Annotated in this window: 14 protein-coding genes; 2 read left to right on the top strand and 12 right to left on the bottom strand. The window is 51.6% G+C overall.

Annotated features, from left to right (window positions below):
* Positions 1 to 98: 98 nt before the first annotated feature.
* The gene (locus ACR9FF_RS13115) at positions 99 to 1,076 is read right to left on the bottom strand and encodes an alpha-ketoacid dehydrogenase subunit beta (protein ID WP_127491238.1); all 978 of its coding nucleotides are present in this window, start codon (positions 1,074 to 1,076) and stop codon (positions 99 to 101) included.
* Between the two features lie 58 nt (positions 1,077 to 1,134).
* Positions 1,135 to 2,214 carry a pyruvate dehydrogenase (acetyl-transferring) E1 component subunit alpha gene (gene pdhA / locus ACR9FF_RS13110; RefSeq protein WP_127491240.1) on the bottom strand — a complete coding sequence of 360 codons (1,080 nt, stop codon included), beginning with the start codon at positions 2,212 to 2,214 and terminating at the stop codon, positions 1,135 to 1,137.
* 292 nt (positions 2,215 to 2,506) lie between these two features.
* On the opposite strand from pdhA, the gene ACR9FF_RS13105 reads away from it, so the two are divergent.
* Complete coding sequence (locus ACR9FF_RS13105; RefSeq protein WP_201003311.1) at positions 2,507 to 3,244, top strand: alpha/beta hydrolase; 738 nt, start codon at positions 2,507 to 2,509, stop codon at positions 3,242 to 3,244.
* Between the two features lie 66 nt (positions 3,245 to 3,310).
* Here ACR9FF_RS13105 and ACR9FF_RS13100 read toward each other — a convergent pair whose 3' ends face one another.
* Positions 3,311 to 3,784, bottom strand: a complete 474-nt coding sequence (locus ACR9FF_RS13100; RefSeq protein ID WP_127491244.1) for a low molecular weight protein-tyrosine-phosphatase — start codon at positions 3,782 to 3,784, stop codon at positions 3,311 to 3,313.
* Complete coding sequence (locus tag ACR9FF_RS13095) at positions 3,781 to 4,404, bottom strand: trimeric intracellular cation channel family protein (RefSeq protein ID WP_127491246.1); 624 nt, start codon at positions 4,402 to 4,404, stop codon at positions 3,781 to 3,783. The genes ACR9FF_RS13100 and ACR9FF_RS13095 overlap by 4 nt, the downstream gene beginning before the upstream one ends.
* A gap of 213 nt (positions 4,405 to 4,617) precedes the next feature.
* Between ACR9FF_RS13095 and ACR9FF_RS13090 the strand changes: the two genes are divergently transcribed.
* Positions 4,618 to 5,259, top strand: a complete 642-nt coding sequence (locus ACR9FF_RS13090; protein ID WP_435171555.1) for a thiamine diphosphokinase — start codon at positions 4,618 to 4,620, stop codon at positions 5,257 to 5,259.
* Between the two features lie 14 nt (positions 5,260 to 5,273).
* Here ACR9FF_RS13090 and ACR9FF_RS13085 read toward each other — a convergent pair whose 3' ends face one another.
* The 8 genes from ACR9FF_RS13085 to ACR9FF_RS13050 all read right to left on the bottom strand — a co-directional run bounded on the left by ACR9FF_RS13085 (position 5,274) and on the right by ACR9FF_RS13050 (position 14,620).
* The gene (locus ACR9FF_RS13085) at positions 5,274 to 7,229 is read right to left on the bottom strand and encodes an endonuclease MutS2 (RefSeq protein ID WP_435171553.1); all 1,956 of its coding nucleotides are present in this window, start codon (positions 7,227 to 7,229) and stop codon (positions 5,274 to 5,276) included.
* Positions 7,230 to 7,649: 420 nt separating this feature from the next.
* Positions 7,650 to 8,432, bottom strand: a complete 783-nt coding sequence (locus tag ACR9FF_RS13080) for an MBL fold metallo-hydrolase (protein ID WP_435171551.1) — start codon at positions 8,430 to 8,432, stop codon at positions 7,650 to 7,652.
* The gene (locus tag ACR9FF_RS13075) at positions 8,429 to 9,100 is read right to left on the bottom strand and encodes a GNAT family N-acetyltransferase (RefSeq protein WP_435171549.1); all 672 of its coding nucleotides are present in this window, start codon (positions 9,098 to 9,100) and stop codon (positions 8,429 to 8,431) included. Before ACR9FF_RS13075 ends, ACR9FF_RS13080 begins: the two co-directional genes overlap by 4 nt.
* 213 nt (positions 9,101 to 9,313) lie before the next feature.
* A complete protein-coding gene (locus ACR9FF_RS13070; protein ID WP_435171547.1) occupies positions 9,314 to 9,973 on the bottom strand; it encodes a GNAT family N-acetyltransferase in 660 nt (219 codons plus the stop codon).
* Positions 9,974 to 10,000: 27 nt separating this feature from the next.
* On the bottom strand, positions 10,001 to 10,861 hold the full coding sequence (locus tag ACR9FF_RS13065; protein ID WP_435171545.1) for a carbon-nitrogen hydrolase family protein: 861 nt from the start codon (positions 10,859 to 10,861) through the stop codon (positions 10,001 to 10,003).
* A gap of 22 nt (positions 10,862 to 10,883) precedes the next feature.
* The gene (locus tag ACR9FF_RS13060; protein ID WP_127491260.1) at positions 10,884 to 12,239 is read right to left on the bottom strand and encodes a HAMP domain-containing sensor histidine kinase; all 1,356 of its coding nucleotides are present in this window, start codon (positions 12,237 to 12,239) and stop codon (positions 10,884 to 10,886) included.
* Positions 12,236 to 12,934, bottom strand: coding sequence for a response regulator transcription factor (locus ACR9FF_RS13055; protein ID WP_015844236.1), 699 nt, complete (start codon positions 12,932 to 12,934; stop codon positions 12,236 to 12,238). Before ACR9FF_RS13055 ends, ACR9FF_RS13060 begins: the two co-directional genes overlap by 4 nt.
* Before the next feature lie 78 nt (positions 12,935 to 13,012).
* Positions 13,013 to 14,620 (bottom strand): serine/threonine-protein kinase, encoded by a 1,608-nt coding sequence (locus ACR9FF_RS13050; protein ID WP_435171542.1) that lies wholly within the window; start codon positions 14,618 to 14,620, stop codon positions 13,013 to 13,015.
* Positions 14,621 to 14,714: the final 94 nt, after the last annotated feature.

The raw sequence follows: 14,714 nt of genomic DNA, 5'->3' as shown, positions 1-14,714 counted from the left end.
TCTTGCCTAGTAAGCATTCAATGCGTTTGCCGCTTAATGACGGCTTTGCCCGCCGTTAAGCGGGCATGTATATCCATCATCCGTTAGGATGATCAGCATTAGAAGCTCAGCACTTTATTAACCGCATCTACGATACGGGCTGGAGTTGGCAGCCATGTATCTTCGATTTGCGCGAAAGGATACACCGTATCCGGACCGGCAACACGAAGCACTGGAGCTTCGAGGTGCAGAATCGCTTTTTCGTTGATTTGAGCAATAACTTCCGCAGCTACGCCGGACGTTTTTTGCGCTTCTTGAACAACGATTGCGCGGTTTGTTTTCTTAATCGAAGCCACGATTGTGTCGATATCGAGCGGTACCAGGGAACGCAGGTCGATAATTTCCGCGTTTACGCCGTTCTTCGCCAGCTCGTCCGCCGCTTTCACGGCTGTGTGAACCATCATGCCGTAAGCGATGATCGTTACGTCGGAACCTTCGCGGACAACGTTTGCTTTACCGATCTCAACCGTGTATTCGCCTTCCGGCACTTCAGCGCGGAATGCACGGTACAGGTTAAGGTGCTCCATGAAGAATACAGGGTCATTGTCGCGGATTGCGGCAATCATGAGACCTTTTGCATCATAAGGATTGGATGGAATAACAACTTTAATACCCGGAGTCTGAACAGCAAGACCTTCCAGGGAGTCTGTATGAAGTTCCGCAGCTTTAACGCCGCCGCCAAACGGCGTACGGAATACGATTGGCGAGTTGTAGCGTCCGCCGGAACGGTAACGCATGCGAGCTGCTTGAATAAACATTTGGTCCATTGCTTCATAGATGAAACCAACGAACTGAATTTCGGCAACCGGGCGGAAGCCTTGAATCCCCATACCCACTGCCAGACCGCCGATTGCGGACTCGGCAAGAGGCGTATCGAATACGCGCTCCTCGCCGAATTCTTCTTGCAAACCTTCCGTTACGCGGAATACACCGCCAACTTTACCAACGTCCTCACCGAAGATAAGTACGTTCTCATCACGTTTAAGCTCCACACGCATAGCGTCGCGGATTGCTTCCAACATATTCATTTGAGCCATGATCGTCAGATCCTCCTTCATTTTTGCTCATGCAAAATCCCATCGTCAGGCAAGGGTATTATTGAAAATCAGCCTTTTGCTCTTCCAGGTGCTGAGGCGTTGTTTCGAACATGGAGTCAATCAAGCCGCCAACTGTCATTTTCTCAGTTGCTTCGGCTTTCTTGATGTTCTCGTTAACAGCCGCTTTCGCTTCCTCTTTCACACGGTTTGTATCTTCTTCCGTCCAGAGGCCTTTCTTCTCCAGGAACTTGCCGAAACGAATAAGAGGATCCTTAAGGCCCCATTCCGCTTCTTCTTCTTTCGTACGGTATTTCGTTGCATCGTCAGACAGGGAATGCGGACGGAAACGGTAAGTCAGCATCTCGATCAGAGTTGCGCCTTCACCGTTGCGGCCGCGCTCAGCTGCTTCGGATACTGCTTTAATAACAGCAAGAACGTCCATGCCATCGATTTGAACGCCTTTAATACCGGCAGCAACCGATTTATGAGCAACCGACAGAGCAGCTGTTTGCTTCTCGTAAGGAGTTGTGATGGCATAACGGTTGTTTTGAACAACATAGATAACCGGGAGCTTGAATACTCCAGCAAAGTTCATAGACTCGTAGAAGTCGCCTTCAGAAGAACCGCCGTCACCCGTATAAGTAATCGCTACGCGTTTCTCGCCGCGTTTCTTGAATGCCATTGCTACGCCGGCTGCATGAAGCACTTGTGCGCCGATGATGATTTGCGGCATAAGTACGTGTACATCTTCAGGAATTTGACCGCCATGCTGATGACCGCGGGAGTACAAGAAACCTTGGTACATAGGCAAGCCATGCCATACAAGCTGCGGAATATCGCGGTAGCCCGGGCAAATGAAATCGTCTTTATTAAGCGCGTATTCGCTGCCGATCATGGAAGCTTCTTGACCGGATACCGGAGCATAGAAGCCGAGACGGCCTTGACGGCCAAGATTTACAGCGCGCTCATCCCAAGTACGGGTGAATACCATACGGTACATAATTTCTTTCAATTGTTCGTCAGTCAGGTCCGGCATATATTCCGGGTTAACCACGTCGCCATCGAGCGACAACACGGATATTGGTTTTACAGGTTCCGTTTGAACTTCATATGGCAGTTTGTTAAGCACTTTGCTCATTTTGAACGCTCACCTCGATCATTAATATTTGAAAATCGGAGCTCTCTGTTATAGAATCATAATACACCTGTTTGCCGAATATGGTCAAAGAAAAAAACAAAAAAACCGTTGTTTTTCGCTAATCTGGCCGATTTTACTGATGAATTGTATATGTAACAGATTCGTTTTTTCTGTATAACAGCATAATACAATCAAGGTTCAATACCAGACCATGACAGGAGAACGGGCAGATTCTCATTACCTTACTATTGTTTACCCACATGCCAACCATTCCATTCAGGGGGATTCACATATGACTGATGAACGATATTTAAAGCGTACCGTAGTTAAAGAAATTGTAAAAAGCAGCTACTTGCCCGAAGGCGAACGCAGCTTGCGCGTCTATTTGCCGCCCGGTTATAACGAGGTGCTGAGCTACCCGGTCGTGTACTGCCAGGACGGCGAAGACTTTTTCAATTTCGGCCGGATTGCCACAACGGCAAACCGCATCATTCTCGATGAGGGCGTTGAACCTTTTATTATCGTTGGCGTAGATGTCGACAAAACGTACCGAACAGCGGAATACTCGCCTGGCGGCGACCGTCATGAAGCTTATGTCCGGTTCTTCGGGCAAGAGCTGATTCCATTTATTGAAGGTAAATATCCCGTACGTACCGCTCCCGAGCACCGCCTGCTAGCCGGCGACTCCTTGGGCGGAACGATTTCCTTCCACCTCGCTTTGACTTATCCTGAGCTGTTCACGCGCATTTTGTCGCTATCCGGTGCTTATTATGACCGTTCCCGTGAAATTATGGAAGCTCAAAAGGACCTATCTTGGCTGGAGATCTACATGATTGCCGGCTTCCAAGAGACCGCTTACGATACCGGCCACGGCATCTTCGATTTCCTCGCCATCAACCGGACGGCACGTTCCCTTCTGGAAGCTCGTGGCGCGAAGGTCACCTATGCCGAAAAAGACGGCGGCCATCAGTGGGGCTTCTGGCAGCAGGAGCTGCCTGCCGGCCTGATGCATTTTATCGAAGTGGAATAATATCGAAGAAAAGGCCTTCCCGGTTGTCTTCTGACAAGGGAAGGCCTTTTCTAATTGCCGCTGTACTTATTTCAGGTCGTTAACGATCCGATCGAGAAGCCGTTCGCAGCCCTCGGTTACAAGCTCGTACACATAATCGAAGTTGCCTGTGTAATACGGGTCCGGCACATCGTCCTCAGCCGCTTGGGGCAGCATGTCCATAAACTTGAAGATTTTCGCCGAATGCGACGCGTCTCCGATGATACGGCGTACATCCGCTTCATTTTTCGTATCCATGCAGACGATATAATCGAATGTTTTGTCCTGGGCGGTGAATTGTCTCGCTTTCATCCCGGCATAGGAAATGCCGTGAAGATCAAGCTGCTTGCGCGTTCCTTCATGGGGAGGCTTTCCGATATGCCAATCCCCCGTTCCCGCGGAATCAATCTCGATGACGTCCGTCAGCCTTCTCTTCTCTACCAGGCTGCGGAATACGGCTTCCGCCATGGGCGAGCGGCAAATGTTGCCGAGGCAAACAAACAATACGCGCGCGTTATTCATATAATGCCACCCTCCTTCTGTTTAAGCGATCTGCGGGGCAGTCTCCACTTATAATAAACCGACAACATGCGGAACACGATAACGATAACAAAGAGGAATAATAGCTGTATGGTCGTATGGAACCAGCCTTCGCCTACTGCCAGGCCTGCGAGCATCGCCCATACCGCATAGATTTCATCCTTCAGCACAAGCGGCTTCCTGCCTGCCAGCACATCGCGGATAATGCCGCCCCCGATCCCGGTCAGCATCGCGGCCACTAGAACAGCGCTGATCGGATGGTTCATTTCCGTAGCGTACAATGCACCTTGAATAGCAAATGCGGATAAGCCGATGGCATCAAAGAACGCTTCGCTTTTTTTCCATTTGTTAATCCAGGATACAGGCAGCAGAAACGCAATCGTCATGGCAATAACCGCAATTTCCAGCAAGCTCCCCTGGTTCCATAACGTTGTAACCGGCCGGCCGATGAGCAGATTCCGAATAACCCCGCCCCCAAACGCGGTCACAAGCCCCAGCACGAATACGCCCAGAATGTCATATTCTTCCTCCATGGCAACGATCGCGCCGCTGACCGCAAAGGCAACCGTACCGATAATACTGAAAACGCCAAAGATGTCCAACTCCAAACTCCTCCGCTTCCATGATGACCGTCCATTCGCGCATGCTCCGCCACTCCTGTCGGTATGTCCTTCATCATTTTAGCCGCGGATATCCGGTTTGACAATTGCTACTTTTGCCACTTCTTCTTTCTTTTTTCTCAAAAACCTAGTTTTATGCCCCGGCTTCGCATTATACTGGCTTCAGCACTATGCTGGCAGAAAGGAAGATTAACGATGAACAACCGGATAATGATCTGTACGGGAGGCCGTTTAGGCGAGTGGGTCCGTCCCTATATCCGTCCAGGCGATCGGTTAATAGGAGCTGACCGCGGCGCTTTGTTCCTCGTACAGCACGGATACACGCCGGATCTCGCGCTTGGCGATTTCGATTCCGTGACTCCCGAGGAACTTGAGCTTATCCGTTCCGTCAGCCGGGAAACGATCACGTACGACCCGATAGACAAGGATTACACGGATACCGAGCTTGCCTTTCGTTACGCGCTTGAGCAATCTCCTGCCGAGATTCAAATGCTCGGGGCATTGGGGAGCCGGTTTGACCATTCCCTTGCGAATGTCCACCTATTGAAGCTTGCAATCGACCAAGGCATTCCGGCATCCATTACCGATGAGCATAATACGATTTCCCTTGCAGTGGAAGGAACTACCGAGCTGCATCAAAGCGAATACAGTCATATCTCGCTCCTCCCGCTGTCCGAAGAGGTAACCGGGATTACGCTGCGCGGATTCGTCTATCCGCTGCACGAAGCAACGCTGCGGATCGGCCAATCCCTCGGCATTAGCAATATTCTTGCGGAGCCCGCCGGCACCTTGACCGTCCGCACAGGTACATTATTAGTTATCCAGAGTAAAGATTAACGGGGCGAAGCCTGTCATTCCCCGGTTACGTCAGGCTTCGTCTCGATCGTTAAGCCCTCTACATACTTGCGGCCCATCAGCTTGCGCTTCTTCCGGTTTTCCTTCGTATCGAATACGATATCCATATCATAATCTGCTCCTGGATACAGCTTCTCTTTGCTGATGTACGGTTTAATCCGTTTTCGGTTGAAGGACATCTTTTTCCCCTGCACCTGAACGATTACTTCTCCCCGCTCGTCAGCGGGTTGAAACACAATCCCGGCACGTTTCAGCGGATAGATCCATACGGCGTCTCCCGTGGCGTAGACTGGAGCAGATGATTTTTCCTTAGAGTTGTTCGTCACGTCCGGCTGCTCTGCCTGTTTCGGCAGAGCATGACGTTCAACAATTGTCGTCTCCTCGTCATGACCTTCTTCATCGGCCGATTCATCCAATCGAATCTCCACTCTTCCCTCCGCAAGCTTCTCGGCCCGCTGCATCACATGCTCGGGAAGACCGAACCTTCTCGCAATCGCAAAAGCATGGCTCTCGCCCGCTTCCCCAATCTCCAACCGGTACAGAGGACGCAGCGTTTCGGAATCAAAGGCCATTCTGGCATTCATGCAGCCGCGCGTTCTGGAAGCAAATTTCTTAATCTCGTTAAAATGCGTTGTTGCCCCCGTTAAAGCTCCGCGTTTCAGCAGCTCTTCCAGCACCGCAATGGATAAGGCGATCCCCTCGCCGGGATCCGTACCCGCAGCGAGCTCATCCAGAAGAATAATCGTCCGCTCATCGGCAGAACGAAGCATCTCCTTCAGTACGGCGATATGCGAAGAAAATGTGCTGAGCGACTGCTCCAGACTTTGTCCGTCTCCTACGTCGGCCATAATATGGCGGAAGACGCCAAACCGGCTCTGCGGGGAAGCCGGCACAAGCAGACCGGATTGCACAAGCAACGCCAGCAGGCCAATAGTCTTCAGCGCTACCGTTTTGCCCCCTGTGTTAGGCCCGGTAATAATAAGCTGCTTCCAACCGATACCCAGCTCGACGTTAATCGGTTCGGCGTGACCTCCAAGAAGCGGATGACGGGCTTCTACAAGCTTAATGACCGGTTCTTCGCTAAGCGTCACGGGCTGGCCGTCATAGGACAGCGAGAGCTTGCCTCTAGCCAGCATGAAATCAAACGACGCCATCGCTTCGCGGTTTTGCAGCAGCTCATATTTATACTGCTCCGCTTCGTCCGACAATCTGGACAAAATAATCGTCCGTTCCCGCTCCTCCTCCGCCGACCATTCCTGCCACTCCTGCTGCAGCTCCGCAACGTCAATCGGTTCAATAAACAAGGTCTGGCCGCTTGCGGACTCATCCCATACGGTACCAGGTACCAGCTTCCGATGCTCCCGTTTGACGGATATAACGGATCTTCCTCTTCGCTTGCTGATAATCGGATCCTGAAGCGCCGATTTGTATTTGGAGAGCGAAGCTTCCAGCTTCTTGTGAATGCGGTCCTCAATCACGATGAGATGGCGGCGGATGGTCCCGAGATCGGGACTGGCTTGATCCGTCAACCGGCCGTACCGGATACAACGGTCGAGCTCCTGCCTGAGATTCGGACAGTCATTCATCGAATCGGCATAAGCCGCAATCGTTGGGGCGATCATTCGTTTATTGTTCATGTAACGCTTCATCTGCCCGATGGAAACAAGCCATGCGAGCAGCTGGTCAAGCTCCGTTTCCGTATAGATCCTTCCTTTGCCAAGCAAGGCCAGGAACGGATCTATTCCGTCCATGGCCGAGAGCGGAACGCTTGCTCCGCTCGCCAGCAAAGCCGCAGCTTCCTCCGTCTCGTTCAGCCATGCCCGGATTTGTTTCGGATTGGTGCTCGGGACGTGCCGCTCCGCCAAAAGGCGACCTGCGGGGGAAACGGTGTAGCCGATCATTTTGTCTTTCAATTTGTCATATTCCAGTCTTTTAAATACAGCCTCGTTCATGTTTAGATGCTCCTTTATCTGTTTTTGGGTATAAAAAAAGGAACAGAACGCAGAAGCGTTCCGTCCCTGTATCGGCTGCACCTATCCCGTCATAGGCTCCGCAGCGCACAAAAAAACCGTGCTGCAAGAGCACGGGTGATTGGCCGCTGCCGAATAGCATTCAGGCGGAAATCCTCATGTCCTTAACTCATGGCACCGGTCCTTGTCAAAAGACGTCGCAGAAGAAGCATGCGTAATGATGCAAATTTTGCATCCGCAAGCCGTTCAAACTCATCTAACAAGACCGATTTATCCAATTAAGAGTTAAGAACACCAGCAAACATTAAAATTTCCCCTTTCGGAATAAGCAAAAAAGCTATGAAATAGCTAAATCCGTTAGCTATACACACAATGTACGCTAACGGATTACCATTTGTCAATCTATTTACCTACAGAAACTTCCATACCGGTTAACGCAAACTCCGCAAAGTCAGGCAGAGGGTACGATTTTCTCAGATCAATATCATGCGACATATGCGTAAACAAAGTCCTCTTGGGTTCCCACACGGGAAGGAGCTCAAGCGCCTCCGTCACATCATACACCGACCGCGATTCGTATAGGAAGTTCTCTTTGTAAAAACTAGTGCCGAGCACCAACAGATCGAGTCCGTAAAGCGGCTTCTGCTGCTCGCCTGTCAGTCCGATGGAATCGGAGCAGTATGCCCATGCCATCCCCGAATCCTTCTGGTCAAACCGGAACGCATAGGCGTATCCATTCTTCCCGTGATTCACTTTCCAGGCGGATACCTCCCAGCTGCCGAAGGTGCAAGGCTGATCAATCGGTATAAAAGACATGTTCCGACCCAGCCAAGGAAAACGCTGCAGGATCTCCGCGATAACCTCGGCAGGGGCGTATGCTTCCCCTTTTACCCCTAACCACCGGCAGGCGTCCGCCCATTCGGGCAATCCGCCGATATGGTCGAAATGGGCATGCGTGATAAGAATGCGGTTCACGAACCGGAGCCCCGCAGCTTCCATTTGTCTGCCCCAATCCGGTCCGCAGTCGATCATCATTGTACCAAAGTCTGGCGAGTCAAGCTGGACAAGGGAGCGGTACCGGCGGTTGACGCCGCCTGTACGCGCCTCCCCGCAAATCTCGCAGTCGCAGTAGACGCGGGGCACCCCCATTGCATCTCCCGTTCCGCGGAACGTAATGGTGATCATATCGGCAGCAGCTCGAGTTGATCGCGTCCGCGAAGCCCTTCCACCATATCAAGCCACTGCTGGGGCTTGTTAGGCAATGCCGAGTAGTAGATCTCGAGGAATTGAACAACAAGGGCTGCAGGAATTGCAGCTAATTCTTCATCGGCCGGCAGGAAGCATAGATTAAGACCTTCAACTGCTTCCCCGTTATGCTCCCAAGACGGATGTACGTAAGGGAAATTAATCATTTTATAACCGATATGCGATAAAACCTCGCGGCGGACGAACGGATTCATCGGCGTTACACCGCCGAATTCATGCTCGCCTCTCTCGTATGGGTTATAGATTTCGGCAAACATGCCGATTGGAGCCGTGCCGGATTCGCAAGCAAGTCTCGCCAGGTCCTTCTCGCGGCTCCGCATCAGGAAACGGCCGATCCCCTTATTCGCCACGCCGATAATCGTAAAGTCGGTCATCGCAACGCGAAGCTCGGGATAATAGCGGTATTCGGTCGATCCCACCACTTCGCCGTTGTCTACTGCGACATAGACATGAATGCCTGGATCTTCAAGCGGTTCTTTCCATAGCTCGTAAGCCAATACCTCTTCAGGCGGGAAAATGCGTTTGAGCAGCGCGTGAAGCGATGCGAAGTAAGGATCGTTGATGGATGTAATACGGTGGTATTGCATGATTATTCTCCTCTCACTATGGATAGCCGTGGGCTGGCACTATGAGAAAGCTTGGGCTTTCGGCCGCTGTTGTTTTTAATTTTCTCGAATTGTATATTCTTTTAGGTTGAAAATTAAAAACAAAGGCGGACGCTATGCTCCGATAGCTCCAAGCTTTCTCTCCGTGCCTGCACGGACTATAAAATTCGAAGTCGAAAAAATAATGGCACTAACCTAGAGAAAAGGATTGCGCCATTCCATCAGAGCCGCGTAATTACAGGACTCTTCGTCGTCCAGATAGTCGGACGCAATTCCGACCGGCGTGCGGCCGCAGCGCAGAAGGAACGTAATGACCGGATCCTTGTAGATCCCCGTCATCACCTTGCCCAGGTATTGCTCCGGGGTCTCTTCCGCCGCGTACTTATGGTAGCCCGGCATTCTGCCGGCTCCCAGCAGGCGCTTAAGCCGCAGATGCACAACGGTCTCGTACATGGACTGAAGCAGCCATTTGCCGATACCCGCTTTGCGGTAGGCGGGAATAACGCAAATGTCCGCAACGTATAACGTATCCCCTTCGGGATTGTGGTTGCGGATATAACCGCTGTCCGTAATCTGCTCCCAGCTGTGAGATTCATGATATTGATTCATATCCACGATAAGACCGGTCATGGATCCGATCACTTTGCCGCCGATTTCGCAGCACAATGCGCCTTCCGGGAAACGGGTAATATGCTCATTCAGCTGCTCCTCGCTCCACCATAGCTCCTCCGGATAAGGAGGCGGGAAGCATTCGCTCTGCACCGCAATCAAGCCTTGGAAATCTTCCTTCGTATACGAACGTATTATAGCTTCCGTTGGAACTCCGTCATGAATGACATATAATTGCTTGCGCATTTCAAGCCCTCCTTCCGCCGCCGCAGCTTATGCCCAGTCCGTATACAGATCCGTACGACGGTCTCTCCAGGTCGTTACGGAACCGGCATTACGAACATCTTCCAGCAGCTTCAGGTCAAGATCCGCTACGATTAGCATGTCGTCGTTAATGACGCCTTCGCTCAAAATCCCAGCAGGCGGGAACGGTATATCGTTTGGCGTGATCACCGCGGCCTGACCGTAGTTCGCGCGCATAAAGTCTACCTTGCGCAATGCCCCTACCGTACCGGTCGTTACGATGTACACCTGATTCTCCACCGCTCTTGCATGGCAGCAGTACCGGACGCGGTAGAAGCCATGACGGTCATCCGTGCAGGATGGGCAGAAAATAACGTCAGCGCCTTTAGCGCGCGCCATCCGGACGATCTCCGGAAATTCGATATCATAGCAGGTCAGCATAGCGATGGTGCCAAACGGCGTCTCGAACACCTGCAGACCGTCGCCCGGCGACATATTCCATTCGCTGACTTCGGTAGGCGTAAGGTGAATTTTCGCCTGACGGTCAATCTTCCCGCCTGGATGGAACAGATGAGCCGTGTTCTGGCGCTTGCCGTCACCGGCATCAATCACATGCGTCCCGCCAACGATATGCATGTTGTATTCGGCAGCAAGAGACCGGAACAAGCTTTCATACTGCTCCGTAAATTCAGGCAGACGGTCAATCGGCAAAGCCTTGCCCGTATCGTCGCCAATCGATAACAGCTGAGTAGTCAGAAACTCCGGGAACAAAATAATCTCGGTTCCGTACTCCGATGCATTGCGAACATAATGCGTCACCTGCGCTGCAAATTCTTCAAAAGAATCAATGTCTTCAAGCTTATATTGCACAGAGGCAACCCGGTATTTCAACGAACCTCTCCCCTTTACTCCCTTACTTTCTTTGTTTGAACTGAAGCGTAATGGTTGTCCCTAGATCCGGCAGGCTGAATACGTCAATCTTGCCTTCATGCAGATCCACGATACGCTTGGCAATCGACAGCCCAAGTCCGGCTCCGCCGGTCGCGCGGCTTCTTGCCCCGTCCACGCGGTAGAAACGCTCGAACATATGCGGAATCTCATTTTCAGGAATGCCGATCCCCTTATCCTTTACTTCAATCTTCACGATATTTTTCGCCACGCTGAGGGAAACATCGATCGGATCTTTACTGTATTTAATCGCATTGTCCAGCAGGATGACAAGCAGCTGCTGGATTTTGTCCTTATCCCCGTACATTCGGATGGATCTCGACAAAGCCTTCACCCGTATCGGCCGTTGGAAGGTGGTCTGGAGCATAACCGCCAGCTCTTCGACAACCAGCACCACGTCGAACATTTCTTGATTCAGCCAATCCTCCTGCTCGGCTTCCGCCAGCATCAGCATGGACTTCGTCAAGGTCTGCAGCCGGCTTGCTTCTTTATCGATGGCTTCGATAGCCTCGTCACGAATGCTCGCGTCATCGCGCCCCCAGCGCTTCAGCATACCCGCGTAGCTGCTAATTACCGTAAGAGGGGTTTTCAGCTCGTGGGAGGCATCGGCGACAAACTGCTTCTGCCGCGCGAACGTTCGGTCAAGCCGGTCGATCATCTGGTTAAACGCACGCACCAGCTGCTGCAGCTCTGCCGATTCCTCGTGACTGGAAGGCTCGATTTTACGCAGCTTGCCGCTTCTGTCGATCTCGCGCATCGTATTGATCATCTGCTGCATCGGCGAAGTGAGCCGCGAGGTGAACCAATACGTCCCGAAGATGGCGAACAGAATGGCCCCGGCACTTGTTACCGACAAGGCTGCGACAAGGATTTGCAAATAATCGTCCAGTTCATTCAGCACCCGGTTGATTTCCAGCATTGCTACCACGTTTGGCCCGTCATAGATCGGCACGCGCATGTACATGATGCGCTCGCTGCCTTTCTTGATCATCCCGGTATCGTGATGGCCCTGGAAAGACGCCGGAAGGTTGAGAAGAACGGGATCCGAACCGGTAATATTGACGATTTTGTTATCCGGCCTAATAATTCGTATCATTTCATTGACATTGTAATATTCGCTTAGAAGATCGGGATCATAGATCCCTTTGCCATCCTGTATCTTCGGATTTTCCAGCATCAGATTCACTTTATTCCCAATTACGCGCTGTTCGCTTTCCGTCGTAATCTTGATTACATAGAAATAAACAAAAATATTAAAGAGAATGAGAATAAAGATGAGCCAGAAAATCGTAAAAAGCGTGAACCGTTTGCGAAGCGTCATGCGTCAGGCTCCTTAATCATATAGCCGACGCCCCTTACGGTATGAATCAGCTTGTGACGGTAGCCCTTATCCAGCTTTTGGCGCAAGTACCGGATATAGACGTCTACCAGGTTGGTTTCCCCGATAAAATCGTAACCCCACACTTCCGATAAAATGTCTTCCCGCGACTTTTCTTCGTTCTTGTTCTCGACCAGATAGACAAGAAGCTCGAACTCGCGCGGCGTAAGCTCAATTACGATTTCCTTGCGGTATACCTTGCGTGTACGCAGCTCGATCGTCAAATCCCCAACCTTGATCAGGTCGGAGCCTTCGGATTCCTTCGGGTACTGCTGGAAGATACGCAAAATGTTGCGGACGCGGGCAAGCAGCTCCTCCATCGCAAACGGCTTTGTAATATAGTCATTTGCGCCATGCTCAAATCCGCTGACCTTATCAGGTACCGTATCTCTTGCCGTCAGCAAAATAACGGGAACCGGGTTGCCGGCCTGCCGCAGACGGCGAAGCACCTCGATACCGTTCAATTCGGGAAGCATCACATCGAGCAATACCAGCTCCCATTCGCCCGTTGAGGCCATTTCATAACCTGTCCGTCCGTCGGCTGCTGTACCGACCGTATATCCTTCATGCTCTAATTCAAGCTGTAAAATGCGGGAAATACCCGCCTCGTCTTCAACTACCAGAACTCGTTCATTCATTGCGAACGTCACCTGCTTCTAAATATGCTATGGACTCGTATTCATCATAAAGAAGGTTTATTTCAATTGCAAGCAAGGTCAGCGCCCAAACCTGACATGAGCAACATTCCTTTGCGTTTCTTGCGAGATAAAATCAAGCAACGGCTTATAAGCCTTCTCCAGTGCCTTGCCCATCCCTTTTATATCCGTGGCCCATTTTCCGCGCCATATCGCATCCAGCCACTCGGCTGCCGGCAGCAGCGGAACAGCGGCAACCGGAAGTTCGGGCAGCATTCCGATCCATTCGCTCCTGCCCGAAAATTTGGCATCCTTGTTGGCGATCCACTTTAGGGAAGCGCCGCGAGCTTCAAGCTTTTTGCTCATTTGCTCCAGCTCCAGAATGTGATCCGCCTTCCACCTCGAAGGATAAGGATCGGCAACAACGAGTACAAGGTCCGAATCAAGCAGCCATTCCTTGCGCCAGCTTAACGCGCCGCCGGATACATCGGCAACGGATACGGCAATCTCCTTCTCTCTCAAACGCAGCCTGAGCTTATCCATTTCATCTCTATAGTCTTGGGTAGCCGGACGCTTCTGGGCATGCCACCATACCCCTTGCTCGTTCCAGCTGTAATACCTGTCTTCCCGTTGATCTCGTCCACTCATATTACTTCGCAGCAATGCCGCCCATTCAGGCCGTTCGGATGGAAATTCCGCGGCAGCGCAAGGGATTCCGCCAGCCGCAAGCAGCTTAGCCAGGGTGATCGCCACAAACGTTGCTCCTGCTCCGGATGAGACCGGAACGACGGCAATCTTCAACGTACGGCAGCCTTCCGGATTGCCTCCTTGCGCATTAAAAATTCTGGCGAATCGTACAGGAGTCTCTGTATTTGAGGCAATGCCGGCAAAAGCATGAAGCTCCCTCTCGACCTCAGCCATCGAATTGTACCGATCCTCGACACGAGGCTGTACCATTCTCCACAGCAAATCCGCGAACCGGCTTGGTACATCCGTCCGTAATCCCCGGATAAAGCTGCTGCTCCGGTTCACCATGCCTGCATCATTTGCGTAGCTCCCTTCGCTGAGCAAGTAATAGAGCAAAGCTCCAAACCCGTAGATGTCGGTCCGAACCTCGCTCCGTCCCAGATGCTGCTCGGGGGCCGCAAAGCCCGGCGTTCCCAGCTTCATTGTCGACTGCGTCTGCAGGACGGTTTTCGATTTGGCGATTCCGAAATCGATCAGCCGAACATGTCCGTTATTTTCAACCATAATATTGGATGGCTTCAGATCGCGATGGATGATTGGTGGAAATTGGCTATGCAAGTATACAAGCGCCGAGCAAATCGGCAGCGCAAGCCTTAATACTTCCCCGAAAGATAGCTGCCGTTTATGCCGGTCGAACAGCTCTCCAAGAGTCAATCCATGGATATAGTCCATAACGATGGCTTCAGCTCCATAGCCCGTTAACGTGAAGCTGTCCATAATATGAGGCAGATTCGGATGACTGAGGCGCATCAGCATTCTAGCTTCTTCTGAAGCACGGTCCGAATCCGTCACTTTGATTGCCCGCAGTTTCCCTTGGAGCTTCAAATCCTCGGCTGCGTACACATCCCCCATCCCCCCGCTGCCAAGCTTACCTACCAGCACGTACCGCTCTCCGATCACCGTCCCGGATTCGAGATGATTCAGCCTGCCTTCATTTTGCATGATAACAACCCCCTTATGATAAAAACATGATTAATTACAAAAAAATCCCGGCTTGAAACAAAAGTCCAATTGGACTCCTGTTCAAACCGGGATG

The organism is Paenibacillus glycanilyticus, assembly GCF_051200795.1.
Taxonomy (GTDB): Bacteria; Bacillota; Bacilli; order Paenibacillales; family Paenibacillaceae; genus Pristimantibacillus; species Pristimantibacillus glycanilyticus.
Note: the sequence above shows the minus strand (reverse complement) of the source record. Positions and strands in the feature narration are given on the sequence as shown.

Coding starts and splice junctions, on each gene's coding strand:
- ACR9FF_RS13055 (WP_015844236.1), bottom strand. CDS start 12,934: ATGAATGAACGAGTTCTGGTAGTTGAAGACGAGGCGGGTATTTCCCGC.
- ACR9FF_RS13075 (WP_435171549.1), bottom strand. CDS start 9,100: ATGCAATACCACCGTATTACATCCATCAACGATCCTTACTTCGCATCG.
- ACR9FF_RS13115 (WP_127491238.1), bottom strand. CDS start 1,076: ATGGCTCAAATGAATATGTTGGAAGCAATCCGCGACGCTATGCGTGTG.
- ACR9FF_RS13080 (WP_435171551.1), bottom strand. CDS start 8,432: ATGATCACCATTACGTTCCGCGGAACGGGAGATGCAATGGGGGTGCCC.
- ACR9FF_RS13070 (WP_435171547.1), bottom strand. CDS start 9,973: ATGCGCAAGCAATTATATGTCATTCATGACGGAGTTCCAACGGAAGCT.
- ACR9FF_RS13050 (WP_435171542.1), bottom strand. CDS start 14,620: ATGCAAAATGAAGGCAGGCTGAATCATCTCGAATCCGGGACGGTGATC.
- ACR9FF_RS13100 (WP_127491244.1), bottom strand. CDS start 3,784: ATGAATAACGCGCGCGTATTGTTTGTTTGCCTCGGCAACATTTGCCGC.
- pdhA (WP_127491240.1), bottom strand. CDS start 2,214: ATGAGCAAAGTGCTTAACAAACTGCCATATGAAGTTCAAACGGAACCT.
- ACR9FF_RS13060 (WP_127491260.1), bottom strand. CDS start 12,239: ATGACGCTTCGCAAACGGTTCACGCTTTTTACGATTTTCTGGCTCATC.
- ACR9FF_RS13090 (WP_435171555.1), top strand. CDS start 4,618: ATGAACAACCGGATAATGATCTGTACGGGAGGCCGTTTAGGCGAGTGG.
- ACR9FF_RS13105 (WP_201003311.1), top strand. CDS start 2,507: ATGACTGATGAACGATATTTAAAGCGTACCGTAGTTAAAGAAATTGTA.
- ACR9FF_RS13085 (WP_435171553.1), bottom strand. CDS start 7,229: ATGAACGAGGCTGTATTTAAAAGACTGGAATATGACAAATTGAAAGAC.